The sequence below is a fragment of the Streptoverticillium olivoreticuli subsp. olivoreticuli genome (assembly GCF_003391135.1).
Lineage (GTDB): Bacteria > Actinomycetota > Actinomycetes > Streptomycetales > Streptomycetaceae > Streptomyces > Streptomyces blastmyceticus.
This window is the reverse complement of sequence record NZ_CP031455.1, coordinates 1,561,538-1,587,574: the sequence shown is the minus strand read 5'-3', so window position 1 is coordinate 1,587,574 and position 26,037 is coordinate 1,561,538. Positions and strand designations below refer to the sequence as shown.

Sequence of the window (26,037 nt, the reverse complement as noted above, 5' to 3'; positions counted from 1 at the left end):
TCTCCCCGGCCCCGCCCCGTCACCGCAGCAGAACCGGCAGATCCTGGAGCCAGTTCATCGTCATGCTCGGCCGGCGGCGGATCTCCGGCACCGGCACGGCGAGCCGCAACCGCGGAAACCGGTCCAGCAGCTTGTCGAAGAGGATCTCCATCTCCGTATAGGCGAGCAGCGCCCCCACGCAGCGGTGCGCGCCGTGCCCCATGGCCAGGTGCTGATGATCGGTGCGGGTGATGTCGAAGCGGTGCGGATCGGGGAAGCGGCGCGGATCGCGGTTGGCCGCGGAGACGGCGATCAGCAGGAACTCCCCGGCGGGGATGGACACCCCGTCCTCCAGATCCACGCGCTCGGCGGTGTAGCGCGGGCCGACCGCGCGGAACGGCCCGTCGTGGCGCAGGCACTCCTCGATGGCACCGGTCAGCAGCGACCGGTCCGCGCGCAGCGCCTCGTACTGCTCGGGGTGGCTCAGCAGCGCGAACATCCCGTTGGAGATGGCGTTGGCCGTCTCGATGCCCGCGATCAGCAGCAGGAACGCGGTCGAGGCGAGCTCGGTGCGGCTGAGCGGCCGCCGCCTGTCCGGCTTCGAGCCCAGCGTGGACAGCAGGCCCCGGGCGGGGTGCGCGCGCCTGCGGTGGTCGAGCCGCTCGCTGAAGTCGGCGAGGATCAGCGAGGTCTGCCGTGCGTTCTCGGTGCCGCGCCGGCACATCAGGGTGTCGAACCAGGCCGGGAAACCGGGCTGTTCGTCCTCGCGCAGGCCCAGGAGCTCGGAGACCACGGCGACGGTGAAGGGGTAGGCGATCCGGGCGCGGAACTCGACCGGTCCCACGTCCCCGGCGGCGTCGAGCTCGCCGAGCGTCTCGTCCGCGAAGAGGTCGATGCGCGGGCGCAGGGCCTCGATCCGGCCCCGGCTGAGCGCCTGCTGGGTGCCCTGGCGCAGCCGCTGGTGCTCCGGCGGATCGGTGTTGATCATATTGGCCCGGATCCGGGTGCTCATCTCGCGGCGCCGCTCGGTCCGGACGAGGTGCTGCTCCCTCAGGTCGGGGCGCTTCCAGTCGTCCTTGCGGACCGAGGGGGAGGACAGCAGTCTGCGGGCCTCCTCGTAACGGGGGATCAGCCACAGGCGGGTGCCGCTCACCCCCGTCACCAGGGTGGCGGGCGCACGGGAGCGCAGGGTGTCGAAGACGGGGTGGGCGTCCTGGAAGAAGGCCGGGGTGAAGACCCCGGGCGGGGCGGCGGTCCGGTCGGTGGTCACGGCGAGCCTCCTCGGACAAGGGTGGACAGGGGCCGCCGGCAGGCTCTCGGTGTCGAGGAGCGTGGCTCGTTCCTTGCGCTGGACGACCCTGGGTGCGATGGGAGTTGAGGGGCGGCGGGGTGGCGCGACGCCCGGGAGCCTACCCAGGGTGTCCAGGTGATTACACATGGCGACGGTGTTTGTGGAGGTGCGGCGTACGGTCCGTGCGCGCGAAGAGGGGCGTGCCCTGGGGCGCGGTCCGCCGGAACGCCGATTCCCGCCCACCAGTGCGAGCCACCCACTAGGGTCGGTGCGGTGCGCAGTCGCCTGGCAGTTGTCGCGTTCCTGGCCGCTCTCGTGCTCACCGCGTGCGGTTCCGGCGGGGGGTCGCCGCGCCCGCCCGCTCCGTCCGACGGCCGTACGGCCCGCGGTGACGGCGCCCAGCTGCTCTACCGGGGGCAGGGGCGGGCCAGCGCCCAGAATCCCGCGTTCTCGCCCGACGGGACGTCCGTCCTCTTCACCCTCTTCCACGACGGTTACAACGAAGGGGCCGCCGCCCTGCGGGTGCTGCCGATCGGGAACGGCGCGTCGGCCCGGCCCGGGACGCTGCTCGACGAGAGCGACCGGGCCGCCGTCAACCTCCCGGGCTCCAGCTGGCACCCCTCCGCCGGGGTCGCCTTCGCCTCCGACCGCGCGGGCCGGGACGAGGTGTGGGTGCTGCCCCCGGGCGGCCACCGGCCCACCCGGGTGACCGAACACCGGGGTGACACCGGCTATTTGGAGCCCAGCTTCTCGCCGGACGGCTCCTGGATCGTCTTCCAGGAGAGCGTCGAGAAGGAGAACGGCGGAAGGGAGAGCGACGACGACCCCTCGGCCCTCGGCTCCCTCTGGAAGGTCCGGCGCGACGGCAGCGAACCCACCCGCCTCCTGGACGGCCCCGCCACCCGTACGGACAACCGCCAGCCCAACTGGTCGCCGAAGGGCGACCGGCTGGTCTTCCAGCGGCGTGCGGCGGACAGCGAGGACTGGGCGCTGTATGTGATGAACGCCGACGGCACCGGGCTGCGCCGGCTCACCGACGGCCCCGGCGAACACACCGACCCCAGCTGGTCGCCCGACGGCCGGTCCGTGGTCTTCTCCTCCACCGCGGGCGGGCTCGACACACCGCAGATCTTCGTGATCCCGGCGGACGGGGGCAAGCCCACCCGGGTGACGAGGAACGGCGGTGGCTACGACGGCGCGCCCAGCTGGTCGCCCGACGGGCGCTGGATCGCCTTCGAGGCCCGCTCGGGGGACGAGGACCGGCCCACGTCGCTGTGGCGGATCCCCGTCCCCGGGCCGGCGAAACCGTGAGGCGAGGGTGAGGCTCAGCCGGTGGTGACGGTCAGCAGCGCGTACTGATTCACCGTCAGCGTCACGTTCGCCGTGGCCCCGACGAGCCGCCAGTCGACCGGCTGCGGCGCGGGGGAGGGGCCGTCCGGCGAGCTCACCGTGGCGGCCAGCACCCGCCGACCCGCGGGGAGCGCGAGCGAGACCGTGCAACTGGTGGGCGCCGTCTTGAACGCGGCCGGGGTGTCGCCGAAGCCGGTGAAGTTCACCAGCTGGACGACGGTGTCGGCGCCGAGCCTGCGCACCTCCAGATGGATCCGCGGGTCACCGGAGAGCGTCACCTCCGGTGGCGCCGCGGCCGTGACCGGCCCGAGCAGCTGATCGGCGCTCGCCTGGTCGGTCGAGGCCAGATAGCTCTTGCCGACGAGCTTCTGCACATACCGGCAGGTGCCCGAACCGAAACGGTTCTGCTTGCTCGTGGGCAGCGGATCCGCCTTGCGGAAGCCGAGCACGTCGGCGAGGGCGTACTCGCTCCGCGCCGTGCCGAACTCGTCGAGGGCGCTGGGTGCCGGACCGGTGATCACCACTGTGCCGCCGCCCGCCACGAAGTCGCGCAGTACGCCCGCCTCGGCGTCCGACACGGCCTGGAGGTTCGGCAGCATCAGCACGCGCAGGCCCGCCAGATCGGCCGCGGCGAGGCCCGGACTGGTCACCGTGTCGAAGGGGATGTGCGCGAACACCAGCGCCTTCACCGTGCCGCGGAACTCGCCCAGCCACTGCTGATTGGTGCAGCTCTCCTCCGCGCTGCCGGAGGCCCACCACTCCTTGACCCCGGACGGCTTCCGGGTGTTCACATACATCCCCGTGCCGACGGCGGGGCTGACGAAGTCCCGCGAGGCGGAGGAGTGGTAGACACCGACGGCCGCCGTGGAAGCGGAGTTGTACAGCTTCTCCTGGTTGGCGGCCACGAAGGCGTACATCCGGGTGCGCATCGCCTTGTCGGTGGTGTCGTTCTTGAACGGGCTCTTCACCTCGTACGGATTGCAGCCCGCGGCCAGCAGTTCGGCCATCACCAGCGACGCGTCGTCGGCCTGCCAGCCGTAGGAGAACGCCCAGGCCGGCTTGGTGCCGCTGGCGGCGCGGGCGTATTTGTACATCGAGATCAGGCACGTCCAGTCGGTGGCGGTCGCGTGGCGCATCCCGTCGTAGTTGCCGAGGATGTCCACCTCCCACACATGGCTGACCCCCTCCGCCTTCCGCAGGTAGGCCCCGTCGAGGCCGACCAGCGTGGCGTACTGGTAGTCCATGCTCACGGTCTCGACGAACGTCACCAGATCCGGGTTGACGGACCGCCCGGCGGCGGCGATGTCCAGCTGCCACTGCAGGAGATTGCGGTGCCGCCACTCGACGTAGCGGCGGAACGGGAGGCTGCCGAAGTCGGCCTTGGTGGGCAGCGCGAGGCCGGTGTCGGCGCGGAACGCGTCCGCCGCCCACGTCGAGGTGTCGCACCAGCTGATCGCGCCGTCGAAGTAGATCGGGACGTCCGGCCACACCGCGTCCAGACCCGTCCCCGCGAGCGCCTTGATCCGGCCCAGGTAGAAGTCCCGCCAGGGGGAGTTGGGGCTGACCCAGCAGCTCTCGTCGCCCGGGTCGACCCAGACCACCAGGCTGCCGTAGAAGACATTGGGCTTGCCGTCGAGGCCGCGCTGCACCCAGGACTTGCCGTCACCGTTCTTGTAGAACGAACGGCCGTTCTCGCCGCCGACGCTGATGACCTCCAGCGAGGGGTAGTACATGACCACGCGGATCCCGGCACCGTGCGCCAGCTCCACAAAGCTCTTGATCTTCCCGAGGTGCTGGGTGAAGTCCGCCTCGGTGATCCAGTTCGACATGATGGTGTCGAGCTCGATGACATTGACGTTCTGCGACTTCAGCGCCGCGATCACGGGCTTCATGTCACGGGTGGGGTCGGCGTCCTCGTCGAAGGTGCCGTCCGCCAGCCGCGCGAAGCGGCTCCACTCCGGAAAGGCCCCGGACGCCCCCTGACGGGCCGCGGCCGCCGCCCAGGCGGGGCTCTCGTACAACTCGAACGGGCCGGGGAGTCGGGGTGTCAGCTGTGCCACCAGTGCGGTGGCACCGGCCCCCAGGCCCGCCCGTAACATGCCTCTGCGGCTGAATCTTCGCATTCCGCTCATGGGACTTCCCCTCGTCTGCGCGACGGTGTCTGCACGGTGCCCGCAAAGTCTGCCCGATCACTTCCGTGGCGGCGGGTGGATTCCGTATATGCACGCGGCACCGCACCCTGGAGTGGTGGCCGTGTGTCCCCGACCTCAGGAGCGAGTTGTGGTGCACCTCTGGACAGTGACCATTGTTTCCGATCGCTATCCGGCACCGGGGCGCATGGAACTGCACTGCTCCGAGCCGGGCTGCCGGCCGGACCCCGTGCCGCTGCCCGCGCCCTCGGCCGCGCGGACGGCCGCTGCGGGGCATCTCGCCTGGCACGGACGGCGGTTGGAGGCGGCACCGGCGGGGGCGCGGTGCGCGTGCCGGGCCGAGGCCGTCCACCGGGTGATCACGCACAGCGAGGCGGGGCGGGTGTGGTGCCTGACCGCGCTGTGCGCGCCCTGCGCGGAATCCTTACCGGACGCGCGCGTGCTGCGCCCGCTGAACCTCCGCGACGGGGCTCCGCCCCACGGGGCGGCACCGGGGTAACGGCCGCGGCGGGAAACCCGCACGATCGGGGCGGGTGCTGGGCCGTACGGAGCAGTGGCGGAGAGTCGTCCACCTCGCGCCGGATAAACTCCCGGAGTTGCTCGGCGAGGGAGGCCGTACTCATGGGGTGCGGCGATCCGTCATCGGCGCACCCCTCGTACCAGGTCTGTCGTGGCCCGGGTGACGGCCACTCGACAGGTACCGACAGTCTGAACACGAGGAGTGCAGTCATGGCCGAGGTAAAGCTGACCGCCGAGCTGCGTACCGAATTCGGCAAGGGCTATGCCCGTCGCATCCGCCGCGACAAAAAGGTCCCGGCGGTCGTCTACGGTCACGGCGCCGACCCCAAACACGTGGCGATCGACGGCCACGCGCTGATGATGGCCCTGAAGACGCCGAACGTGCTGATCAACCTGGACGTCGAGGGCAAGAAGGAACTGGTCATCCCCAAGGCCGTGCAGCGCGAGGCGCTCCGTGGCTTCCTCGTCCACGTCGACCTCCTCACCGTGAAGAAGGGCGAGAAGGTCACTGTCGAGGTGCCGGTGCACACCGAGGGCGAGCTCGCCCCCGGCGGCAACCTCCTCGAACACATCCTCAACGCCCTGCCGGTGGAGGCCGAGGCCACCCACATCCCCGAAGGGTTCACCATCTCCATCGAGGGCATGGAAGCCGGGCACACCATCCGCGCCAAGGACATCCCGCTGCCACGCGGCACCTCCCTGGCCATCGACGGGGAGGACGCCGTCCTCCAGGTGGTCGCGGCGCAGGCCGAGGAGCCGGCCGAGGAAGAAGAGGAGGCCGAGGAGGGCGCCGCCGCACCCGAGGCCGCGGCCGAGGGCGAGGCGGAGGAGAGCTGACGCCCTGCCGGTGTGTGGTCCCCGCCCGGGGACCACACACCGGCAGCCGCCGTCAGGCCGCGGGCGGGATGGGCTTGATGACGGCGAACGGCGCCCCGAACGGGTCCGCGAGCCAGGCGATCCGGCCGACGTCCGGCACATCCGCCGCGGGCATCAGGACCGAGCCGCCGTTCTCCTGCACCCTGGTGACGATCGCGTCGGCGTCGTCGGCCGAGAAATACGGGATCCAGCGCGTCTCGCTGTCCTCATCGGCGGCCACGAGGCCACCGAAGGACGCGTCCTGCTGGTCGCCCTCCGCCGTGGAGAGCACGGTGTACGCCATCCCCCCGGCCTCCATCTCCTGGCTCCGCCACCCGAACAGCGAGCGGTAGAAGGAGAAGGCGGCCGTCGGGTCGGCGGAGTGCAGCTCCGCCCAGCACAGGGTGTTGCTCTCCGAGGCGGCCTCCAGGCCCTTGACCGCGGCGGGCTGCCACACGGAGAACTCGGCACCGGACGGGTCGGTGAGACAGGCCATCCGCCCCGCGTCCATCACGTCGAACGGCGCGACGCGCACCGTGCCGCCGCCCTGCTCGACGGCCTTGGCGGTGGCGTCCGCGTCGGGGGTGCGGAAATACACGGTCCAGGCCGGTGACGCGCCCTCCTCGGTAAGGGGTCCGAGGGCCGCGACGGTCCTGCCGTCCTTCTGGAAGAAGCCGTAACCCCCGGCCTCCGGCCCCGCCGACTCGAAGTCCCAGCCGAACACCGGGCTGTAGAAGGCGGCGGACGCCGCGGTGTCCGGGCTGCCGAGATCGAGCCAGTTGGGCGCGCCGGTCACAAAGTCAGTGGTGAGCATGGTGGTGTGCTCCTTCGACGGATCGTCGCCGGGGCCCGGTCGCCGCGGACGCGGAGAACGCTCGTCCCCCGGCCGCCTTTCAGTCTGGCACCGGCCACTGACAATCGCGCGGTGCCCGGCCGCACCGCGCCCCCGGCGCGCGGAGTCGCGCGAGGGCGGCCGGGGGCCCGCCGAGGACGCGCCTCAGATCGTCGCGGCGTCGATCACGAAGCGGTACCGGACGTCACTGGCGAGCACCCGCTCGTACGCCTCGTTGATCCGGTCGGCGCCGATCACCTCGATGTCGGCGCCCAGGCCGTGCTCACCGCAGAAGTCCAGCATCTCCTGGGTCTCCGGGATGCCGCCGATCATCGAACCGGCGAGGGACCTGCGGCCCTGGATGAGGGCGAACGCGGCCAGCGGCAGCGGCTTCTCCGGGGCGCCCACCTGCACCAGCGTGCCGTCGGTCTTCAGCAGGGAGAGATAGGCGCCGAGGTCGAGATCGGCGGAGACCGTGTTGACGATCAGGTCGAAGGTGCCCGCCAGCGACGTGAAGGTGGCCGGGTCGGACGTCGCGTGGAAGTGGTCGGCACCCAGCCGCTCGCCGTCGTCCTTCTTGCGCAGCGACTGGCTGAGCACGGTGACCTCCGCGCCCATCGCGTGGGCGATCTTCACGCCCATGTGGCCGAGGCCGCCCAGACCCACGACGGCGACCTTCTTGCCGGGCCCGGCCTGCCAGTGGGCGAGCGGCGAGTAGAGGGTGATCCCGGCGCACAGCAGCGGCGCCGCGGCGTCCAGCGGGATGCTGTCGGGGATGCGCAGCACGTAGTTCTCGTCGACGACGATGTGCGTGGAGTAGCCGCCGTACGTGATCTCGCCGTCACGGCCCGTCGCCCCGTACGTGCCGACCATGCCGGACGCGCCGGTGCAGTACTGCTGGAGGCCGGCCTCGCAGTTGTCGCACTCGCGGCAGGAGTCCACGAAACAGCCGACGCCCACGCGGTCGCCGAGCGCGTACTTCGTGACACCCGTACCGACCGCGGTCACCACACCCGCGATCTCGTGGCCGGGGACGACCGGGAAGGTGCCCTCGCCCCACTCGGCACGCGCCGTGTGGATGTCGGAGTGGCAGATGCCCGCGTACTTGATCTCGATGAGGACGTCGTGCTCGCCCGGCTCGCGGCGCTCGATCGTGGTGCGCTCCAGCGGGGCCTTCGGCGCGGGTGCGGCGTATGCGGGAACAGTGGTGTGCTTCATGCTCACGAGCATGCGACCGTCCGGATCCGCTAACCAGCACTCCGCTTAACCTACGTTCGCTGTGCCTACCACTGGCAGTACCACCCTGGGCCTGCGGAGACCCCCGCATACTGGGAGTCATGGACCAGCGCACCGAACTGAGGAGTTCTGTCAACTTGGTATCCACGGTCTGACCAGCAGGAAGACCGATCCGAGCGCCGCGCCAGTCGCCCAGGTACGCCCCGCCCTCAAGTCGCGCCTCATGATCCTCCGCGCGACGCTGGAAGTAGGTCAGAAACCTCTGAGTCCAGGGAGGCGACGGCCATGATCACACTCATCGTGGGGTTCGTGGCCGCAGCAATCGCAATCGCGGCAATATGGCATAACGCTCTTGAAGGGCGTCGAGCTCACGTACGCCAGTCCGAGCAGTTCTATCTAGGCCGGTACTGGCGGCTGCTCGATAAATTGCCGGCAGAGGCGCTGGCAGAAGCGCTGAAGCCGCAAGACTCGCCAGAGCCTGGCCCCGAGCTGTCTCGCATCAGTCTTCTCTATCTGCGGGTCAGCGAAGACGCATGTGAGCAGCGTCAAAGAGGAGAAGTATCCGACCCCACTTGGCGCATACGGTCCGCCGCCATGCGTAATCAAATCAACCGGTGGCCAATATGCACACTTTGGGAAAAAGTGAATGACCCGAACGGTCAATTCCCGCTACTTGGCAATCTCATGAAGAATGATCCGTACGATCCGTGCACGATGAAGAAGCCCTATAAATACTTGCGTGGCCTCACCCCTGGTTTCACAAAGGGCCCGGAATAGCCATACGAGGTAAGGGGCGCTACCACATCTGCCCCAGCGTGCACCCTCGTTTGTGCGCCCCACCTGTGCGCTGTCACTCCGGTATTGCTCGTTCCGTGTTACCGATTCCCTTGAGTGGATCTCCTGACACGCCCAGACTCTGGCTTCAGGGGTCGGTGATATTGGCCGACATTCAGTGGGTGGGATGTGGGGGATCATGGACATACGGCGGGTGTGGGCAGCTGTAGCAGTGTCGACCCTCACGCTGACGGGGGCTTCGTGCACGTCGCCGGATTCCGGCCCGGCCCAAAGCGATGGATCACCGAAGCCGGTGGCGACGCCGCCGAAGGGAAGGACGCCCCATCCGTCAAAAACGTCCCCGACACCGAAGAAACCACCCAGCCCCTCCGTCACGACCGACGATGCCCCCGGCCAGGCTGGCAGCATCCGTATCAGCCCGCTCTACACGAACGGCAAGGGCCTCACCTTCGTGTCATGCGGCGACATCCACGCCGACATTACGCTCCAAGCGCACTACGGGCGGGCCCGCTGGAAAGCCGTCGCTGTTGACTTCGAGCCGCGGGGAACCGAGAACGATAACCCGATCTCCCCCGATACCAGCGCCAACATCGCGCGCGGGGTGAGGCTCGAACCGTCCTCGGGCGTGCTGGAGTCGGGGCAGACCCAGGTGCTCCATATACGCGGCACTTATGACCCATCCTTCCGCCCAGATTTCTGGGTCGCCATTGACTCCCGCAGCGGCAGGGTCCGGGAGTCGGGCGGCTTCGTCTGCCGGTAGCGCCAGAACTGGGCACCCCGCCCGCGCGCCTCGGGGGAGAAGCGCGCAGGCGGGGCTTCGGCTCCGCAACGAATGGGCGCTATGAGGTCCGGAACCTCTCTTCCAGCTCAGCGATTCGCTCGGCGCGGTGGGCCATGAGGTACACGTGGTTGTGGGTGCGCTGAACCTCGTGGAGCAGCGTGAACCCTTGCGGGGCTCCTGTTGGTCGAGCGTGTGGTGGACCGGTTAGTGAGGGATGCCCTCGATCAGCTCTCGGGCTCCCTGGCGCAGGAGATCAGCGCAGACGCGCACACCCAACACGGCGGGGTCGTTGTTGTCTTCGCCCCAGTGCTGGGCGTGGGCGAACGTGGCGCCTTCCCGGGTGAAGACCATGCCGCGCAGGACGAGCTGGCCGTCGGGCCCGGTGACGCAGTGGCCAGCGATCGGGCTGTTGCAGTGCCCTCGGAGGCCGTGGAGCATGACGCGCTCCGCCGTGAGTTCCTTCATGGTCTTCTCGTGGTTGAGCTGATCCATCAGCCCGGCGACCGGTTCGTTGTCACGGCGGCATTCGATACCGATGACCCCAGCACCCACGGCGGGAATCATCTCCTCAATGGACAGGATCTGTTCGGCCCTGTCCTCCAGCCCGAGGCGGCGCAGGCCGGCTAGGGAAAGGACCATAGCGCTCCAGTCCTTGTCGCCCTTGTCGAGCTTCTCGACGCGGTTGCCGACGAGGCCGCGCACGCGCTCCACCTGGAGGTGGGGCCGGTCCCGAAGGATCTGAGCCTTGCGGCGCACAGCCGAGGTGGCGACGGTCGCTCCGGGAGGCAGCTCATCGAGTGAGCTGTACTCCGAGCCCTTGGGGAAGAGCACGGCATCGTGGACTTCTTCGCGTGGCAGGTAGGCGGCAAAGATCAGGCCCTCTGGAAGCGGCTTGTCCCCGGGGACGTCCTTCATGCAGTGCACGGCGACATCGACGTCGCCACGCTGGAGCATTTGGTCGATTGCCTTGGTGAACAGGCCCTTCCCACCGAGCTTCGCGAGGTCGCCCTCCCATAAGTCGGCCTCGGTCGTATGGGTGACGATTTCGGTCCGGGTGTCGGGGGCGTGCTTGTGGATCAGTTCGGCGACCTGCTCGGCCTGGAAGACCGCCATGGGGGCGGCGCGCGTGCCGATCCGGATCAGCTCGGGTGTGTTCATGAGGCACGCCCCATCGCGTGGAGGTAGGTGACTGTGCCCTTGTCGGCGGCTTCGGCCAGCCACTGAATGCGCTGCCAGTCCGGGGGTTTCATCATCGTCTGCCAATCCGTCATGGCCCGTAGGCCCCAATCGTCGTGTTCGTCGGAGAGTGTGACGCAGGCGTCCATGTACTCCACTTCGAGTCGGCCGCCGTCGAAGAAGTAGGCGGCCCGGTTGCCGGTCCAGCCGTGCGCGGGGAGGGAGAAGTCGATGCCGATGAGTTGCAGCGGGAGGCTGCCGGGCGCGACGTTCGCTTCTTCACCCAGCTCTCGGAGAGCGGCGTCATAGGGGTACTCGCCGTGGTCGAGATGACCTCCGGGGAGCTGCCAGGCGCGGGGGCCGGCTCCGGCTTTGTGCAGCATGAGCACGCGTCCGAGGTGGTCACGTATCAGTACGGCGGCCCATGACGTAGTGCGCGGAAGAGACGCTTCGAACTGGTCGCGCGGTACGCGCTCAGCGGTCACGCCATTCCCCCTTCTCGAATACCGACAAGCAGTCGGAAAACGCTCCGACAAATAGTCGGAAAAAGGCATCGCCGAACGGGGGTAGCATGCCCAACACCCAACTCACGGAGGGAAGTTGAAATCATGGCCGCTGTGATTGTCGGATCACGCGCTAGTCGCCTCGCCAGGGCGCAGGTAAGGGAATGGATCGCCTTGATGCGCAGGCAGTTCCCCAACGTCGAGTTCAAGCAGCGCACCATCCTGGAAGGCGGCGACAAGGACCGTAAGACCCCCACACTCGCCCAGGTCGCCAGGAGCAGCGGGGGAAGCGCGTTCTCCACCCGCCAGGAAGCGGCTCTCTTGACCGGCGAAGTCGATGTCATCGTGCACTCGCTCAAGGATCTGCCGACCGCTATGCCCGAGGGCCTGGCCCTCATGCCCACCCCCGGCCGCAGACAGGACCCTCGCGACACCCTGTGTGGCAACACGTTGCAGGGGCTGCCGAAGGGTGCTCGCGTGGGTACCGGTGCTCCGCGCCGTATCGGTCAGCTCCTGGCCGTCCGGCCCGACCTTGAGATGGTCCCGATCCGAGGCAACGTCCCGCCCCGGCTCGCCCGTGCCTCGGGTCCGGGCGCGCTCGACGCCGTGGTTCTCGCCGCCGCCGGCCTCAATCGGCTCGGCTTGGATTCCCACATCAGTGAGCACCTGCCTCTCGACGTCTTCCCGCCGTCCCCTGGACAGGCCGCCCTGGGCATCCAGGTCCGGAAGGACAGCGAGATCGCCAAGCTCCTCGTGGACACCGGAAACGCGATCGTGGACGCGGAGGTGAGGGCCGAGCGGTCGATGCTGGCCGAGCTGCATGGCGGATGCTCTGTGCCCATCGGGGCCTTCGGGAAGGCCCACCCCGACGGCACCCTGACGCTCTCCGCCCAGGTTTCCGCGGTCGACGGAAGTCGGCATGTCACCGCCCACTGTTCCGGCTCGGTACGCGACCCCGAGGGACTGGGCCGCCGCGTCGCGGACGAACTCCTTACCAAGGGGGCGGAAGCCATCCTCGCGGCGATCCGACCAGAGATCATCAGATAACACGGGCGATCTCCACCGCGCCGTACGTGATGACGCGATCGGCCCCACTCCTCTTGAGCATGGTGAGTGCTTCCATCAGGGGCCGTACGTCGCGGGTGCCGTCCTCGCCGGCCGGGGCGAGGCGGTTGTACTCGCCGCTGACGGAGAAGGGCATCAGCGGGGCCGGGCATCCCGCCTCCCGCAGCCGAATCATCGTGTCGACCGTGAAAAGGGCGGGCTCCAGAAGAAGCAGGTCGGCGCCTTCGGCGACCATGTCGAGCCCGGCCCGTACGGCCTGGTCGGCTTGGCGCGGAGCGATTTGGAACGCCCGCGTCTCCGAGGCGGGTGCCGCTCCCATCGTCGCCCTGTAGCCCTCGTACAGGGACGAGTCGAAGATCAAGTGCGGCATGATGCTGACATCCAAGTGCCCGGACTCATCGAGCGCCGCCCGTACGGCCCGGATGGTGCCAGGGATCATCGAGGCAGGCCCCACGATGTCAGCGCCAGCCTCGGCCTGGGTGACGGCCTGAGCGGCCAGGGCTTCCCCCGTCGCCGCGACGTCCACCCTGTGACCGTCCGCGAGGTAGCACTCGCCGCTGTTGGTGTGGGAGCAGACGCACGTCTCCGTCATGACGGCGACCTCGGGCTCCTCGCCTTTGACGGCCTTGATCGACCGCACCATCAGGCTGTGCGGGGACGTGGCCTGAGAGGCCCGGTCGTCTCGCATGCGGCTACCGGCGAAGATCTTCACGGACCGGATGCCCAAGGACGCCATCTCCCGGACCGTCTTCGGGATTTCGCGGACGGTCACGGTCGGCAGGGGGCAGTCCGGCTGCCCGTCGTCCTCGCGCACGAGCAGGACCATCGACAGGTCTGCTGGAGTCAGGGAGGGACCGGCGAGGAAGTGCCTGACAGCGGGGCGGTGAACGGGCATGGCCTACTCCTCAGTACGTCACCAAGCCGTACCGGCGCGGGGACCCTCCCCGTGCCGTCGTGCGCTTGCTGACCCGCCCGGTCGCCGTGTCTGTCCTCCAACAGTGGGGCAACCGGGCGGGCTCTACCTACCCCTCCTCGGGGGAGCAGCGGAGGGGCAGGGGTCTACGAGGTCGAGCGAGCCGGTTTGGGGGAAGGCCGAACCGGCTGGTCCTGGCGCTCGACGGACCTCTCGTGCTCGGCGACCCGGGCGGCGACGATCGACCCCGGCGGGGGGCCGACGATCACGGAGTGCCCGAAGGTCTGCCAAAAACTGCGATGGCCGGTCATCGTCGTGTGCCTGTACATCCACGAGTCGGCGGCCTGCTGGTCGTCATTGATGTTGAACTCCGCTCCGCAGCCGGATTCGGTGCACTCGACGGAGTACTCGGCGCAAGCCTTCGGATCGGGGAGCGTCGTCCAGTCCTCGAACCGGAACGTTCGATTCATCAGCGCGTCCTCTTGTGCCGGGCGATCAAGACCAAGATGTCTGTGACCTCGGACATGTCGCGCCTGTGGCGGGCGTCCACCTTGGCCCTCTCCAGCTCGGCACATTCCGGGCAGGCCAGCATCAGCTTCCGACCCCCGACGCGGCTCGCTCGGCCTTGGTGGCCAGCCGAAGGTCGTCCGGCAGGCAGTCCCACTCACGTCCCCCGTGGGGCGGGCGGAGCCACACCCTCGAAAGCCGCTCCTCCATGACCTCTCCGAGCTTGCCCTGGCGGGTGTCCATCACCAACACCCCGGTGCGGTAAGTCATCGACGTTTCCTCCAACATCACGAAGGCTGATGTTCAGTCAACGCCTGGTATGGGCAAGTGGATAGGTGCCAGGGTGTAGGCCATCTGTATGCCTCTTGTATGCCAGGAGCCCAAAGGGGAGGCCCATGACCCTCGGCGAGAAGATCCGTGAACTGCGCGATGCGCGGCACCTCTCCCAGGCCGCGCTAGCGCGCAAACTCAACGTCGCCCGCTGGGGCGTCGGTTCAGCCAAGACGCAGGGCACGTGCACCGGCCACTACGTTTACCGATGGGAGAAGGGCATCCGGCACCCGGAGGACTGGTTGCCCTACCTCGAACAGGTGCTTGGGGCGGACCTCTCCGGTTACGGTGAATCTCCCGCGCCTGATGCGGATGTTCTTGACCTGGAAGGGCTGGTGCCTCCTGTGGACCGTAGGGCATTCCTTGGAGCCGGGACTGTCGCCGGCATCGCACTGTCCGCCCCCTCAGCCATGGCGCAAGGCCGCCGCATTGGCCGTGCTGACGTCGTCCGCGCAGGCAAGCGATTGGCAGCGCTGCGCAGGCTGGACGACTACAGCGGCGGCGTGTCCGTCTACCCGAAGGTCGTCGCCGAGATCGACACCCTTGCCGGGATGGCAGCTCACGGTTCCTACACGGAGTCCGTAGCGCGGAGCCTTCTGAGCGCGCTTGCCGAGCTGTACCAGTTCGCTTCGTGGACCGCTTTCGACGCCGGGCGCATCCCGCAGGCCCGCAAGTACGCGCTGGCCGCAGCGAGCACTGCGAATCAGGCAGGGAACGACACCTTGGGCTCGACGGCCCTCTCAGAGCTGTCGTACCTGACGGCGTCCGGGGCCGACCCGCGCGAAGGCGTCGCCATGGCCGAGGCATCTCTGGCAAACGCGCCCCGCGACGCCCTGCCTGCCGTCCGCGTGGTCCTGGCAGACCGGCTCGCATGGGCGTGTGCCCGCACGGGAGATGCCTCCGGAGTCGATCGAGCCATCGGGCTGTCGGAGCGAGCACATGATCAGCGCGATACGGATCGGGTGGAGGAGCCGGACACGGTCTATTGGATCAACAGGGACGAGTCGGAGATCATGGCCGGCCGATGCTGGGCAGAACTGCACCAGTCGAAGAAGGCCGTCCCGATCCTGGAAGGCCTGACGGCCCCGTACGACGACTCACACGCCCGCGAGGTCGGGCTTTACGCGTGCTGGCTGGCAGGTTCCTATCTGGATGCAGGAGCCCTTGACGAGGCAACAGCATCGGCTGGCCGCGCCGCGACGCTGAGCCACCACACAGCATCCCCGCGCCTGAACGACTGGGTCCGCGGGACCTTCCACCGATTCGAACCTCACCGCACGAACCCAGGAGTCCGCGAGCTTCTGGATGCCCACGCTGTGTGACATGTCGCCAGTCCCAGGTCACTCTCTGATCGTTCACGCACTGGCCGGTGGTAGCGCCGACGCGTCGTCCGTGACCCACTCGAACGCGGTCGGCTCATAGTGCCCTCCGTCGCCCAGGGCCCAGACCATCAGGGCGAGAAGTGCTCCGTCCTCGCCGGCGCGGCACAGCATCCTGTAATACGCGGGGGTTCCGAAGGGCCTGTCGGGGAGTTCGAACAGCCGCTTCACGAGTGTGCCGTAGCGCCGGAGCACCTGGCCCACTTCGTCGAGTGAGCGGGCTTCGAAGGCGAGCGCGACAGGCTCACCGTGGAGACGCCACAGCCGTGCCGTGCGCCAGCCTCCCGCGCCTTCTTGGGGGACTTGCAGCTCCAGCCAAGCGTTTGCCCCCGATATTCGAGCGCTCACCCATCCATCATTACTCGCCTCACAGGAAAAGCGAAAATGATAGTAGTTTATGGCCCTTAACCGATGTGTTCGGTTTGTTAAACAGGCAAGGAGCCCAAGAAAGCCTTATTCGCGTACCCATGAAACAAGAAAATCCCCCGACCGAACCTGGGGCTCGGCCGGGGTTGTGACACTGTCACGCTGTCATCGCGACAAGTGGGTACCGCTCAGTATCCGCCGTTGCGGTAGGCGATCTTTTCGAAGCTTCCGTAGGTGGCGTTGGCGTACCGGACGCCGGCCACGAGGTTGGCCACGGCGTCGTACGGATCATTGGCGAGGTGCTTGAGCCGGTACGCCTGGAACGTCGGGTCGATGGTCTGGATCAGGCCCTTGGACGGGGTGCCCGCCCGAGCGTTGGAGTCCGTGAGATTGATGGCCCTCGGGTTGCCGCCGGACTCGATCATCACGCGAGCCTTGATCGCAGCCGCAGACGGGACCAGGTCGCCGTTCTTACGCAGCTCCTCGCGGGCCTGCTCGATCCATCCGTCCAGGTTGTCGGCGTAGGTACGCGCCCGTTCCTTCTTCGACGCCGGCGGGGCGGCCTCGGGGGACGGCGTCGTCGGCTTCTTTTTGGGCGGTTTCGCCTTGGGGGCGGCGGCGTCCACGCGGAGCTGCTGCCCGGGGAAGATCAGGTCCGGGTCGGTGACCTTGTCACGGTTGCCTCCGTACAGGCGCCGCCAGTCCTCGGCCTTGCCCAGTTCCTCGGCGGCGATGTCCCAGAGAGTGTCGCCCTCGCGCACGGTGCGCGTGGCCTTCTTGCCGACCGGCCGGTCCTTCTGTGTGGCCTCGGTCGTGCTGGTCGTCGTCGGCGTTACCGTCCCGGAGCCGCCGGCGTAGGTCGTCGCCACAGGGGTCTGCGGTGCGGCGTGGGCGGTGCTGGTGACCGCTCCGGGTATCGCAAGGCCCGTCACCACGGCGGCCATCCGTCTGTGTTTGATCAACTATCTTCCTTCGTTGCTTACCGGTCAGCCCGGGTTGGCTCACCGGTGGCTAGGCGGCCTCGGTGAGGTATCGCGCGAGGTCGAGAACGGCGGCGTGCGTGAACGGGGTGTCTCCCTGCTGGAGGAGTTCACGGGCTCGTACGTACGCGCGCTCGGCGGAGACGGTGGTCGGCTGCGGCAGCACGGCGTCAGCGAACGTCCCGGCCGGGGCGGGGGTGGCGTCGCCCGCCGTCGAGTCCGGGTTCTGCTGTTCCTCTGTGCTCTTCGCCGTCTCGTCCTTGGGAGAGTCGGCCGGGCCGGTCAGCGTGGGGTCGTCGAGCCCGAAGATCGGGAGTGACTGCGTGTCTGCGGGGCTGACAGGGATGGTGTCCGCTTCGGCCGGGGCGGGGTCGCGCTCGATGGCCAGGCCCTCGCGGTTGAGTGCTGCCGTGATGCTGTCCACGTGCTCCTTGCCGGGTGCGGATGCGCGGTCGGCGAGGTCGGCCAGCAGCTCGGCCAGTTCGTCGGCTGCTTCCGCGCCGAGGTAGATCATGCGGGGGGTCTGCTTGAACTCGTGGACCGTGAGGGCGATATCGCCGTCGGAGTCCAGGAGCACGGTCAGGTAGTCGGAGGGGGTGGCCTTGCAGTCGAAGCGGTGTCCCACGGTGTTCTCTCTTCAGGGCAGGGGCGGTCAGCGGCGGGGGTGCCAGCGGTCAGGCGCTCGCGGATGCGGACGGTCTCTCCGCGGCTGTGACGCTCCTGGTCGGCTTCGTACATCTCGATGCGGACGGCCTTCTCGGTGAGCCAGCCGGCCAGCTTGCGCATGTCGGCCGCGGACAGCCACGCGGGGCCCTTGCCGTCGGCGACGTGGAGGCGTACCGAGGTGCGCTCGCCGTCGGCTATGAGGCCGGTGATCCGGCCGGCGCGTACCTTGAGGGTGGCCCTGGTCTCGGTCTTCTCCTGCATGTTCTCTCTCCTCGTTCTGCGTTGTGCCGGCCGCCGGGGCGGCGGGGTTCAGGTCTCGCGCTCTTCGGCGGCCGGGGCGGTTTCCTCCCAGGCCGTCCAGTCGGGGCCGTCCAGTACCGAGGCACCGGCAAGGGCTGCGTCCTCGGGGGTGAGGTGGCGGCTCAAGTGATCTCTTTCGATGGTCAGATGTGGCCCACTTCCCGGGCCTTGCGCAGCTTGGCGCGGGCCCTTTTCAAGGTCACGTTCACGGTGTTGTGGGTCTTGCCGAGCGTGTTCGCCGCGGCGTGCAGGTCCGGGGTGCCCTTGGCGGTGGCTTCGTTGTAGGCGTAGGCCGTGCCGTAGGCGACGGAGACGACTTCCCGCTCGGCCGGGGAAAGGAGGTCGGCGACGCGGCCGGCGATCACGTGACCGACGGCCACCGAGCGCTCGTGCATCTCGCGGTCGGCATCCCGGTCCACCAGGGCCCCGACTTCGCGCCAGGCGTTGCCCTTGCCCTGGCCGAGCGGCTGGCCTGTGTGGATGCGCTCGCGCCGCTTGCTGCCCTTCTGCACGCCCTTGCCGGTGGTGGCCACTCCGCGGCAGCGGACGGCGTCGCGCGAGAGGTCGAGCGGGTGGCACATGGTGTCGGGCAACTCGCCTTGGTGTTCGGCCCACTTGTCGCCGCTGGTGTATTCCGAGACGGGCGCGGGGAGGGCTGCCACCTCGCCCGCGGTGCGGGGGCTGGCGTCTATTCGCTCCGGCCCTTCGAAAGCGGTCCGGACAAGGGCGGCGTACTCCGGGGACAGCCGGCGCTCGGGATCCTCCAGCGTCGTGACGATCCGGACGGCCTCTGCGTAGTCGCCGCCGCACTGCCCCAGGGCTGCGGCGAAGGCGGCCCGCGCCACGTCGCCGATTCCGGGGACGGATGCGCGCAGGGCGGAGCGGTGGGCGTCGAGCTTCGCTCGCTGGAACGCGTACGTGGTGAACTCGGCCGCATTGTCGGTCTCGGCGTCCCAGTCCTGGATGGCGCGCCAGAACGCGAGGCGTGCGTCCTGCATGAGGTCGTCGCGCATGCAGGTACCGCCGGTTGTGCGAACGGCCCGGTCTGCTGCGATCTTCACGGCCGCACCCTCGAGTTCGTTGAGGATGTGTTCGGCAGCGGAAGCGTCACCGTTCTGTGCGGCGGTGATCTGCTCGGCCGAGATGGTGGTACGCAAGGGTCGTGCTCCTTGTTCGGTTCTCCGCCGGGCTTGAGTTCGGGTTGGGTACAAACCCGGCGAAAGCGCCCGGCGAAGGGCCGAAAAAGGGCATGACGAAGCCCCCGTACGGCGGGTTAGCCGGGCGGGGACGTGACTGGTTACAGAAAGGCCCCTGCGCTGTGGTCAGCGCAGGGGCTCAAAGGGAAGTCCTGCGCGTCAGGCGCAGGGGCAAGGGGTCGCGAGGCGGCGGTAGTTGGCGGCTGTTGATCTGCGGCGGACGGCCGCGGCCACGAGGGCGATGCGGGACGCAGCGCGCGCGGCGACCAAGCGACGGTGCACCCGCCGGCAGGCGGCCGGCACGAGGACCACAACCGCCGGCCAGAAGGCCACGGGAGGCCGGTAGACGCACACTGCGGCAGCGAACTGGAAGCCGTCGGCCACCGACGGGTACGACCTCGCCCAAAGGGCGAGGAGAACGATGAACAACAATGCGCCGTGCCAGGAAGCTGCACATTGCACGGCCCTCATCCTTTCTCTGCCGTTTTGGGTTTCAGGTACTTAAACCCGCCACGAGTGGTCTAGTCCACTTTTCAGGCGTAAATCCTGCGCGGGAATGATGGCCTACATATTTCGGCATCCCTCACCTTGCGGCCGGGCTCCGCCTCGGGCAGGAGAGTTGATCTCCCGGCGTTATCTCCGCGTGACCAGGCCACGGGTGGATTCCAGCACTGCACGCAGTCAGGGCCCTGATCAGCCGTGCACCTGGGCTCGGAGATCAGCCGTGCGCGACAGGTAGACCGCAGCCGCTTCCAGGACTGCAGGATTGTCGGCCAGCAGTCCCAGCGCCGCGTTGCACGTCGAGTGCAGCAGTCCGCGGGGCAGGCCGGACACGTGGTCGTGATCGACCACGAGCCTGCCGCCGATTGGGGGCCGGTCGCCGCAGACCAGGCAGCGCCAGCCCTGTGCGGCCCCCATCGTCCGGTAGTCCTCCCCGGTGATCCCGTACGCCCGCCACAGGCGGCGCTCACGCTCGCGTGCGGGGTCGCGGGCCCTCTTCCTGCGGGCCGCCGTGCAGGCCAGGCAGCGGGTGGTGCGGCCGTCCGCGCTGGAGCGGTGCCGGGGGAACCGGGCCAGCGGCAGCAGGTCGCCGCATTCGCGGCACGGCTTGACGCTCACCCGTTCACCTCCTCAGTAGTCGCCGCCCTTGAGGCTGCCCCAAGATCGCTTGCCGATATCCGCGCTCGCCGTGATCGGCACGCCGTAGAGATCGAAATTCATTGCTTTCTCAATGCCGCGCGCAACCCCTTCGGCTTCCCCGGCCGGCGCGGAGGCCAGTACCTCGTCATGCACCGGGAGCCGGAGGAATTCGAGGAGGCCCGCGTCGTGCATGTCGCACAGGGCTTGTCCCAGGCAGTCCCTGGCCGCTGACTGGACCTGGTAGTTCACGACGGCGTACGTGCGGTCGCGGTCGAGCGGGAGCCGGCGGCCGGTCACGGTCTTGGTGATCATGCCGTTCGCCGCCGCTTCGCGCTGCCACACGTTCGAGGCCCGCTTGATCTCCGGGAACACGCGGTCGTACATCCGCATCGCGAACCGGACGGAGTCTTCGTCCGCGCCCGTCATGCGTGCCACGCCGGACGCTCCGCCGCCGAAGATCTTCCCGAACCCGATGCCCTTGCACAGCGCCCGCAGGTGCCCGCCGGGGTCGTCCACGTCCCCGTAGACCAGCGACCGCGTGTAGCTGTGCAGGTCCTCGCCGGCGAGGATGGCGGTCTTCATGCGCTTGACGTCGGCCAGGGCTGCCATGACCCGCATTTCGACCGCGTCGAAGTCGCACGAGATCATCACGTGCCCTTCGTCGGCGAGGATGGCTCGGCGGATCATCACGTCCCGCCCCGGGAGTGTTTGCAGCGCGGGGCGGGTGATCGACATGCGGCCCGTCCGTGCGGCCAGTGAGTGGATGAACGGGTGCACACGTCCGGAGGCGTCCAGCGTTTCCAGGAACGTTTGGGCGTACGCCGACTTCCACTTGCCCGCCCGCTTGGAGCGGATCACCGCATCGGCCAGGGGGTTGGGCGTCCGGGCACCGATGCGTTCCCACGAGGAATCGAGGTCGGCCAGGGCCAGCAGGACCGGCTTGTCGACCCGGAGCGCGCCGCCGGCGGTCCGCTCGGTGAGCGCTTCGCCCATGCCGAGCAGGGCGTCCGCGACCTGCTTGGGCGAGTTGATCGACTCGACGCCGTAGCGCCGGGCCTTGTGCTCGTACTGCTCGGACTGTTCGCCCAGCCGACCGGACAAAGCCTTCGTGTACTCGGCGTCGCACACCAGGCCCGTGCGCTGCATGTGCGCGCAGATGAACGCTATTCGGTGCTCGTATTCCAGCAGCGCCGGGCGGATGCCCAGCTCGGTGTGCACGCGCTCCAGCGCTTCCAGCAGCCGCGAGGTGAGCAGAACGTCAAGTCCCGCATAGGTTTCGTAGGTTGGGTGGTCCAAGGGGATGTTGGCGAAGCCCTCGGCCTTGGTGAGCTTCAGCGACCGGAAGATGCCGGTCAGATCTTCTTGGGTGTCCGGCGCGGCCGGGTCGATGTAGTGCGCGGAGAGCGCCTTGAGCCCGGTCCCGACACCGCCCTCCTGGACCTGGCGCGGGTCCACCAGGGTGGCCATGATCTTCGTGTCCGCGGTGCGCGGGTACAGCTGCTCCAGGCGGACGCCGAGGCACCTGTCCGCCACGAGCCAGTCGAACGCGGCGTGGTGGATGACGATGCGCGGCAGGTCCCGCAGGACGCGACGCGCGGCATCAGCGAAGAGCCGGCCGCGCTCCACCGGCAGGACCCATGCGGTGCGGCTGTCGCCGAACTGCGCGAGGCGCAGCCGGTAGCCGGTGCTGTAGATGTCCAGGCCGGTGGTCTCGGTGTCGAAGGCGACTGGGCAGCCCGCCATGATCTGGCGAGCCGCCCAGTCCTCGAATTCCCGCACGTCCCGGGCGTCTTCCACCACGTGAATTTCGACCGGCTCGCCGGCCAACTGATACCCGTGCGTGCGCAAAACGTCTTTCCTTTAGTTATCGCCCCCGAAGATTCCGGAGCCCCGCTGTGCGGGTTTGGAGAGGTCCAGGAGATTGCGGAATCCGCGCTGCCCCTTGTCGGCTCCCGTGCCTTGACCTTCCGTCACGCCGGGGAATGACCGCACGGCGTCGTAGAACCGGTTGCGGGTCATGGGATGCTTGATGCCGCACTCCTCGACCCAGGTGCGATATCGCTCCCACGTCACCGGCCGGCTCGTGAAAGCGCCGGACTCCACGCTGAATTCCTCGCCGATGAATCCGGACAGCGGGTGCGAGGCATCGCGGTAGTGGGCCGTCCGCGTCTCGACGGCCGAGGGGAAGTCCAGACCCTTTCCGGCTTCATGCTTTTCGAACCAGCGGACCGCCCCGGCCACCGCCCAAGCGGCGATTCCTTCGCGCTCGCGCCGGAGCGCGGACTGAAGGTGCCGGTCCTCGCGGCCCCGGAAATCCTGCTCCCATGGGATGACCCGGACGCGCTGCCACAGCGCGGCATCGGTCGCATCCACATCCGGGCAGTAATTCGTGTCCACCTGCACCAGGCAGGTAGGGCGGAAGACGATCTCGTTGCGGGCATAGACACCGCGCGCACTGATGGTCTGGTCACCGGTGATCGCCTTCATCAGGGCTTGGTCCAGCGGCATGGACGCCGGCCACTCCGAGCTGATCACCAGCCGCTTGCCGCGCAGGCCGACGATGTCCGCGCGCGGCCCGCCCGACTCCCGCCGACGCTGGAAAAGCGAGGCATCTACGCGGTGTGCGGCAGCGCCGAAAACATCCTCAAGCGTCGCCGTGAACGTGGTCTTTCCATTGGTCGTGGGGCCCACATGCATGACAAAGCAGCGTTCTACCGAATGGCCCGAAAGCCCGTATCCGGTCAGCTCTTGCAGGAATCCCGGCATGGCCTCGCTGTCCGGGTGGCATTCCCGCAGGAACCGTTCCCACCGGGGAGCCGTGGCCTGCGGGTTGAAGTCCACATCCACGTAGAACGTGTTCATGTCCTGGGGCTGATGGTCACGCAGTTGGCCCGTTGCCAGGTCCACCATTCCGTTGCGGAAGGCGAGTTGGCGCGGGTCGGCGTCAAACTGTTCCACGCTCGCGTAGACACCAGGGATGGAGGACAGCATGTCCACCATCCCCCGCACGCGCTGTGCTCCCTGGGAAAGGCTTGTCCACTTCGCCAGCGCATCGGGGTTGGCGTGTCCGGGCTCGGCGGCCATTTCCTTGATGACGGCGCGCACATCGGCGTACAGGGCCTCGGTCGGCACCTGCGCCCACTTGCGGCCCTCCCATTTGAAAACACCCGCCCCGGGAACCATGCGGACGTGTCCGCCGAGTTTTTGGTAAAGGCGCTCGGCGTTGCCGAGGTCGGTCAGCGGAAGCGGCCGGGGGCTCTCCCCACCGGCCGGTGCGGCGGCCGGCTCGGGCTCGGCGGTCTTGACCGGCTGTGCCGCCCGTACGGCTCGGTGCAGCCTGCCTGCGAACGCTTCCGGGTCCGCTTCCCGCCACTCCGTCAGGTCCAGGCCCTCCGGGATGCCGTCGAGACGGCGAACCATCACACCGGCCCGTGCCAGGGCATGCGCGAGGTCGTCGGTGAAGGAGTCCCCCGCGCGGTCGCGGTCGCCGGCCAGGACGACGTCACGGTCACCCAGGCCCGCCGCCAGCTCGGCCACCAGAACCTCGTTGCGGGCCAGGCCCGCCCCGCGCACGGCCACCGCGTCGTAGCCGGCCGCGGCGGCCGTCAGGGCGTCCGAGGGACCTTCGGTGATGATGACGGTGTCGAAGCCGGCACCGCCCTTGAACACCCCGTACTTGGCCCAGGTGCCGCCGTCGATGTTGGCGAGCGACACCCAGCGCGCCGGGCAGCGGCCCGAGATGTCACGGCCCTGTGCCCCGCGTGCGACGCCGTCGAATCCGATGAGGGGGACGACCAGGCGAGGGAAGCGGGCGAAGGTGTCGGAGATGAACTCCGGGTACTCCGCGGCCGGTTGCCACTCGCCCAGCTCCAGCGTCTGCGCCTGCTGCGCGGTCAGCCCGAAGCGCTCGGCCACGTAGCCGTACACACGGTCGCCGGCGGCCATCATCCGCTCGTCCAGCCACACCCGAAGGCCGGCGACCTCTGCCGGGCCCACGGGGGACGGCCGCTGCGCCGCTACGGTCAGGCCCTCCCCTTCGGCGTCGAAGAGGTCGGCGAAGGTCAGGTCCGCGGCCTTCAGCACGTGCTCCGTCGGGCAGTTCGCCCGGCAGGTCATGCGGACCTTGTGGTCCTCGCCGCGCCAGATGCGCAGGGAGGGGCGGCTGTCGGGGTGGCCGGCGCACCGGGCCAGGTACCCGCCGTCTGCATGTTCCGAGACGTCCTCGAAGCGCGCCAGGATCGAACGGAACTCCACTTGCTTTCTCTCTCCTCAGTCGTCGGGGGTATCGACCCCCAGAAGCCGGGCCCGGACCCGGCGGAAAGTGCGCACGTCCATCACGGCGTAGCCGTCGCCGACGCCCTTGCGCGGTCGCTTGATCAGCGCGACACCGAACGGCATCTGGGCGTTGCGGGCCTCGCGGTTGGCCTGCTCCACGAAGTCGGCGAGGTCGTACGCCTTGACCGCCTTCGCTTCGCCGGTGAAGGGGTAGGCGTCCAGGTCGCCGATGTCGTTGACGCCTGTCTGCACGTTGCGGCGTACCTGGGCATTGCGGTCGGTCAGCCCCTCGTTGAGGTAGCCGCGCAGGGCCGATTCCCAGGCCGTGCCCTTGGCCTTGTGCGCGTTCGCCACTACCGGACGTGCCGCCAGCTCGTGCCGTCCACGATGTGGCGTGCCGCCCGCTCGGAGATCCCGAACGCGTGGCCCAGGGCTGCCAGGTGCGCGCCGGCTGCGGCGGCCGACCGGATGGCCCGCACCTTGGCCTCGTTGAGCTTGGCGGAGCTGTTGCCGGTGCCGGTGGAGGGGTGCAGGTCCGCCATGCCGGGCAGCAGGTCCTGACGGAAGGGGAACCGCATGATCTCCTCGGCCGTCAGCATGCGGCGCGGGAGCGTGGTGGTGCTCAACCTGACTTTCTCCATGAGTAACTTGAGGACTGGAGACCCGCCGCGGTCATGTCACCGGCGGGCCCAGGGGGGAATCCACCAGTGGGTGTCAGAACGGGGCCTCGTCGGCCACGGGGGCGGGCTTGTGGACGTCGATCACGGGCTTGCGGTAACGCACGTCGATGCCGCTCTTGGTCTGGAACTCGACGAGTTCGAGCCGGAGCGTGCACAGCGCGGGGCCGCCCACCTGGTCCAGCTTGTTCTCGATCTCGTGCAGGACCTTCACCAGCTCCCACGAGCCGGAGACGAACCGGAAGCGCCCGAGGTCGGGATCGGAGGCGAGGCGGAACGTGACTTCGACCGAGGGTGCCGGGCCCCGCCCGGTCTTGGCCGCTGCCTTGCGGTCCGCCAGCAGCGCGGGGCAGCCGCACGGCTGGCCCCTGTCTTCCTCGGGGCTGAGGAATTCGACGCCGTCGCACTCGTGGATGGGGCCCTGCCGGCCCCACAGCACCATGCGGGAACGGACGGTGTGCGTGCCGTCGATGATGATCTTCACGGACTCGGCTTCGGTGACGACTTCCAGGCCGTCCTCGGCGGAGGTCTCCCACGCCTCCGGGGAGCCGCCGTACGCCTTGGCGATGGCGTCGGCGACCTCGGGGTCTCCGGTCGTCACGCGCCAGGTGCTCAGCGATTCCGGGCGGTTGCCCGCCATCCGGCCCGACCGGAAGCGCCCCACCGTGTCGCTGCTGAAACGCGGCTTCGGCCGGCTCTCGGGGTCGGTCTCGAAAATGCGCAGGCTCAAGTAAGTCTCCGTGCTCTGTACTGCGTTGATTGAGAGCGGAGAAAGG

General features: G+C 68.8%; 27 protein-coding genes. 7 read left to right on the top strand and 20 right to left on the bottom strand.

Annotated features, from left to right (window positions below; genetic code table 11):
* Window positions 1–19: 19 nt before the first annotated feature.
* Window positions 20–1,249 (bottom strand): cytochrome P450, encoded by a 1,230-nt coding sequence (locus tag DXZ73_RS06970; RefSeq protein WP_162890094.1) that lies wholly within the window; start codon window positions 1,247–1,249, stop codon window positions 20–22.
* Window positions 1,250–1,543: 294 nt separating this feature from the next.
* Here DXZ73_RS06970 and DXZ73_RS06965 point away from each other — a divergent pair, with 294 nt between their 5' ends.
* The gene (locus DXZ73_RS06965) at window positions 1,544–2,581 is read left to right on the top strand and encodes a TolB family protein (RefSeq protein WP_116210139.1); all 1,038 of its coding nucleotides are present in this window, start codon (window positions 1,544–1,546) and stop codon (window positions 2,579–2,581) included.
* A 14-nt stretch (window positions 2,582–2,595) separates the two neighbouring features.
* On the opposite strand, the gene DXZ73_RS06960 is transcribed toward DXZ73_RS06965, so the two are convergent.
* On the bottom strand, window positions 2,596–4,680 hold the full coding sequence (locus DXZ73_RS06960; RefSeq protein WP_240351244.1) for a hypothetical protein: 2,085 nt from the start codon (window positions 4,678–4,680) through the stop codon (window positions 2,596–2,598).
* Window positions 4,681–4,903: 223 nt separating this feature from the next.
* On the opposite strand from DXZ73_RS06960, the gene DXZ73_RS06955 reads away from it, so the two are divergent.
* Both DXZ73_RS06955 and DXZ73_RS06950 read left to right on the top strand, forming a co-directional pair.
* The gene (locus DXZ73_RS06955) at window positions 4,904–5,269 is read left to right on the top strand and encodes a hypothetical protein (RefSeq protein ID WP_162890093.1); all 366 of its coding nucleotides are present in this window, start codon (window positions 4,904–4,906) and stop codon (window positions 5,267–5,269) included.
* A 230-nt stretch (window positions 5,270–5,499) separates the two neighbouring features.
* A complete protein-coding gene (locus DXZ73_RS06950; RefSeq protein WP_116210137.1) occupies window positions 5,500–6,126 on the top strand; it encodes a 50S ribosomal protein L25/general stress protein Ctc in 627 nt (208 codons plus the stop codon).
* Between the two features lie 52 nt (window positions 6,127–6,178).
* Here DXZ73_RS06950 and DXZ73_RS06945 read toward each other — a convergent pair whose 3' ends face one another.
* Both DXZ73_RS06945 and DXZ73_RS06940 read right to left on the bottom strand, forming a co-directional pair.
* The gene (locus DXZ73_RS06945; RefSeq protein ID WP_116210136.1) at window positions 6,179–6,958 is read right to left on the bottom strand and encodes a VOC family protein; all 780 of its coding nucleotides are present in this window, start codon (window positions 6,956–6,958) and stop codon (window positions 6,179–6,181) included.
* A 183-nt stretch (window positions 6,959–7,141) separates the two neighbouring features.
* Window positions 7,142–8,194, bottom strand: coding sequence for an NAD(P)-dependent alcohol dehydrogenase (locus DXZ73_RS06940; protein ID WP_116215460.1), 1,053 nt, complete (start codon window positions 8,192–8,194; stop codon window positions 7,142–7,144).
* 303 nt (window positions 8,195–8,497) lie between these two features.
* On the opposite strand from DXZ73_RS06940, the gene DXZ73_RS37965 reads away from it, so the two are divergent.
* Together DXZ73_RS37965 and DXZ73_RS06935 are read left to right on the top strand one after the other, a co-directional pair.
* On the top strand, window positions 8,498–8,989 hold the full coding sequence (locus tag DXZ73_RS37965) for a hypothetical protein (protein ID WP_162890092.1): 492 nt from the start codon (window positions 8,498–8,500) through the stop codon (window positions 8,987–8,989).
* Between the two features lie 310 nt (window positions 8,990–9,299).
* A complete protein-coding gene (locus tag DXZ73_RS06935; RefSeq protein ID WP_162890091.1) occupies window positions 9,300–9,767 on the top strand; it encodes a hypothetical protein in 468 nt (155 codons plus the stop codon).
* 225 nt (window positions 9,768–9,992) lie between these two features.
* Here DXZ73_RS06935 and hemC (DXZ73_RS06925) read toward each other — a convergent pair whose 3' ends face one another.
* Entirely contained in the window at window positions 9,993–10,946 is a 954-nt protein-coding gene (hemC, locus tag DXZ73_RS06925) for a hydroxymethylbilane synthase (protein ID WP_116210134.1), read from the bottom strand.
* Window positions 10,943–11,449: an NUDIX hydrolase gene (locus tag DXZ73_RS06920; protein WP_162890090.1), complete on the bottom strand. Its 507-nt coding sequence runs from the start codon at window positions 11,447–11,449 to the stop codon at window positions 10,943–10,945. Before DXZ73_RS06920 ends, hemC (DXZ73_RS06925) begins: the two co-directional genes overlap by 4 nt.
* Before the next feature lie 123 nt (window positions 11,450–11,572).
* On the opposite strand from DXZ73_RS06920, the gene hemC (DXZ73_RS06915) reads away from it, so the two are divergent.
* On the top strand, window positions 11,573–12,514 hold the full coding sequence (hemC, locus tag DXZ73_RS06915; RefSeq protein ID WP_116210132.1) for a hydroxymethylbilane synthase: 942 nt from the start codon (window positions 11,573–11,575) through the stop codon (window positions 12,512–12,514).
* Here the strand turns inward: hemC (DXZ73_RS06915) and DXZ73_RS06910 are convergent.
* The 3 genes from DXZ73_RS06910 to DXZ73_RS06900 form a co-directional block, all read right to left on the bottom strand.
* Window positions 12,507–13,427, bottom strand: coding sequence for a porphobilinogen synthase (locus DXZ73_RS06910; protein ID WP_116210131.1), 921 nt, complete (start codon window positions 13,425–13,427; stop codon window positions 12,507–12,509). The genes hemC (DXZ73_RS06915) and DXZ73_RS06910 overlap by 8 nt on opposite strands.
* 164 nt (window positions 13,428–13,591) lie before the next feature.
* The gene (locus tag DXZ73_RS06905; RefSeq protein WP_116210130.1) at window positions 13,592–13,915 is read right to left on the bottom strand and encodes a hypothetical protein; all 324 of its coding nucleotides are present in this window, start codon (window positions 13,913–13,915) and stop codon (window positions 13,592–13,594) included.
* A 121-nt stretch (window positions 13,916–14,036) separates the two neighbouring features.
* Window positions 14,037–14,222 (bottom strand): hypothetical protein, encoded by a 186-nt coding sequence (locus DXZ73_RS06900; RefSeq protein ID WP_116215459.1) that lies wholly within the window; start codon window positions 14,220–14,222, stop codon window positions 14,037–14,039.
* Between the two features lie 125 nt (window positions 14,223–14,347).
* On the opposite strand from DXZ73_RS06900, the gene DXZ73_RS06895 reads away from it, so the two are divergent.
* Window positions 14,348–15,604: a helix-turn-helix transcriptional regulator gene (locus tag DXZ73_RS06895; protein WP_116210129.1), complete on the top strand. Its 1,257-nt coding sequence runs from the start codon at window positions 14,348–14,350 to the stop codon at window positions 15,602–15,604.
* 33 nt (window positions 15,605–15,637) lie between these two features.
* Here DXZ73_RS06895 and DXZ73_RS37960 read toward each other — a convergent pair whose 3' ends face one another.
* The 11 genes from DXZ73_RS37960 to DXZ73_RS06835 form a co-directional block, all read right to left on the bottom strand.
* Entirely contained in the window at window positions 15,638–16,009 is a 372-nt protein-coding gene (locus DXZ73_RS37960; RefSeq protein ID WP_162890089.1) for a hypothetical protein, read from the bottom strand.
* A gap of 206 nt (window positions 16,010–16,215) precedes the next feature.
* Window positions 16,216–16,989 carry a LysM peptidoglycan-binding domain-containing protein gene (locus DXZ73_RS06885; RefSeq protein WP_162890088.1) on the bottom strand — a complete coding sequence of 258 codons (774 nt, stop codon included), beginning with the start codon at window positions 16,987–16,989 and terminating at the stop codon, window positions 16,216–16,218.
* A gap of 49 nt (window positions 16,990–17,038) precedes the next feature.
* A complete protein-coding gene (locus DXZ73_RS06880; RefSeq protein ID WP_116210126.1) occupies window positions 17,039–17,632 on the bottom strand; it encodes a hypothetical protein in 594 nt (197 codons plus the stop codon).
* The gene (locus tag DXZ73_RS06875; protein ID WP_116210125.1) at window positions 17,587–17,934 is read right to left on the bottom strand and encodes a hypothetical protein; all 348 of its coding nucleotides are present in this window, start codon (window positions 17,932–17,934) and stop codon (window positions 17,587–17,589) included. Before DXZ73_RS06875 ends, DXZ73_RS06880 begins: the two co-directional genes overlap by 46 nt.
* Window positions 17,935–18,116: 182 nt before the next feature.
* A complete protein-coding gene (locus DXZ73_RS06870) occupies window positions 18,117–19,130 on the bottom strand; it encodes a sigma factor (protein ID WP_116210124.1) in 1,014 nt (337 codons plus the stop codon).
* Between the two features lie 732 nt (window positions 19,131–19,862).
* Window positions 19,863–20,288, bottom strand: a complete 426-nt coding sequence (locus DXZ73_RS06860) for an endonuclease VII domain-containing protein (RefSeq protein ID WP_116210122.1) — start codon at window positions 20,286–20,288, stop codon at window positions 19,863–19,865.
* Window positions 20,289–20,300: 12 nt separating this feature from the next.
* Entirely contained in the window at window positions 20,301–22,106 is a 1,806-nt protein-coding gene (locus tag DXZ73_RS06855) for a DNA polymerase (RefSeq protein ID WP_205519126.1), read from the bottom strand.
* 63 nt (window positions 22,107–22,169) lie between these two features.
* Window positions 22,170–24,563, bottom strand: coding sequence for a phage/plasmid primase, P4 family (locus tag DXZ73_RS06850; protein ID WP_240351243.1), 2,394 nt, complete (start codon window positions 24,561–24,563; stop codon window positions 22,170–22,172).
* Window positions 24,564–24,578: 15 nt separating this feature from the next.
* On the bottom strand, window positions 24,579–24,938 hold the full coding sequence (locus DXZ73_RS06845) for a hypothetical protein (RefSeq protein ID WP_116210120.1): 360 nt from the start codon (window positions 24,936–24,938) through the stop codon (window positions 24,579–24,581).
* Window positions 24,938–25,210, bottom strand: a complete 273-nt coding sequence (locus tag DXZ73_RS06840) for a hypothetical protein (RefSeq protein ID WP_116210119.1) — start codon at window positions 25,208–25,210, stop codon at window positions 24,938–24,940. The genes DXZ73_RS06845 and DXZ73_RS06840 overlap by 1 nt, the downstream gene beginning before the upstream one ends.
* A gap of 88 nt (window positions 25,211–25,298) precedes the next feature.
* Window positions 25,299–25,991, bottom strand: coding sequence for a hypothetical protein (locus DXZ73_RS06835; protein ID WP_116210118.1), 693 nt, complete (start codon window positions 25,989–25,991; stop codon window positions 25,299–25,301).
* Window positions 25,992–26,037: the final 46 nt, after the last annotated feature.